This is a genomic window from Hyella patelloides LEGE 07179, assembly GCF_900659865.1.
Taxonomy (GTDB): domain Bacteria; phylum Cyanobacteriota; class Cyanobacteriia; order Cyanobacteriales; family Xenococcaceae; genus Hyella; species Hyella patelloides.
Genome location: NZ_LR214335.1, coordinates 1 through 1,113 on the forward strand (window position 1 = coordinate 1; position 1,113 = coordinate 1,113).

The following is a 1,113-nucleotide window of genomic DNA, read 5'->3' on the forward strand; positions in this document are numbered from 1 at the left end:
TATTAAATATAGGATTGGGTAATTTCTATATTCAAATGTATCTACAAATTTGACTTGCTCCCAAATCGTTCTGAGTGAATAACTATAATTTTTAGTCTTAGCTTCTACTAAGATTTCCCTTTTTTTTGAAGAAGTTGGTTTTTTTCTTCTAGTTCTTTTATTTTTGCTCTACATTCCTTCGTTTTGGCTTTCCATTCTTCTCGACTTTTTTGTAAATCTCTTATTTTTATCCCTGCTTTTCTCAATTCTTTCTGTTTCTTTAATGCTTTTTGTTTCCAATCATTTCTACTTTCCCAAAACCAAGATGCCAATCTTTCGGGTGAACTAGAGTAATTATTCATCTTTTTTCTTCATGTTCTACAGATAATACGTATGATATTTTCTCAAGGAATTCATCTAAAAGTCAACACCCTAGGTCTAGTCATATTCAACTAAGAAAAAAATAGTAAAAATGAGGAAAATACTGATGATGATTGATAAAGTTTGCGTCTAATCTGTATAAGGATATATAAAATCAAAGTGAATTTCAGAAGTATCAAGTATTTACATATTTAAGTACCCTATCTAAAAAGGATCGATTATAGTTTTTTATGATATCCGTTATGTCTTTATCTACTAACCGAACTATTTTTAATTATTCATTGTAATTACTTAATTAATGCATCTAAAAACATTCAAGCAATCTCTAAAAGCTTCCTTTCCCATAAGAGGATTTAGCTCAAAGTTTCTCTTGTCACGACGAGCGCGTTCCCTTGCGCGACGGCGAAGCCGAGTCCTTTAGAGTCTTACGCCGCCTATCACGGATACCGCTCCGCGACCGAAGGAAGTCCTTTAGGGCATAACGCGGGGTCGCTCGTCAAAAGCGAATTTAGAGAAATTAAATCACAAACTCTACAAAGGATAAAAATCTTAGATGTTCCCAATTAAACTAAATTCACAAATTTCAATGCTGACAATACATGAGTTTTGAGCAGGGATTTGGCTTTGCCAAATCCCTGTTTGAGCATTGATAGACATTAAAACACCCAATATAGCCGTAATTCTATCTATTTCAAGAAAGGTCAACTTATCGCCTTTGTTAAATATCATCAGCCAAACCATGACTAATAAACA

2 protein-coding genes are annotated in these 1,113 nt (G+C 33.2%); both read right to left on the reverse strand.

What is annotated here, in order from left to right; translation table 11 throughout:
• Nucleotides 1–107: 107 nt before the first annotated feature.
• On the reverse strand, nucleotides 108–341 hold the full coding sequence (locus H1P_RS33580; RefSeq protein WP_144875846.1) for a hypothetical protein: 234 nt from the start codon (nucleotides 339–341) through the stop codon (nucleotides 108–110).
• Nucleotides 342–909: 568 nt separating this feature from the next.
• The coding region (locus H1P_RS37945; protein ID WP_222427380.1) for a hypothetical protein at nucleotides 910–1,113 on the reverse strand (204 nt) is incomplete at its 5' end.

Coding starts and splice junctions, on each gene's coding strand:
- H1P_RS33580 (WP_144875846.1), bottom strand. CDS start 341: ATGAATAATTACTCTAGTTCACCCGAAAGATTGGCATCTTGGTTTTGG.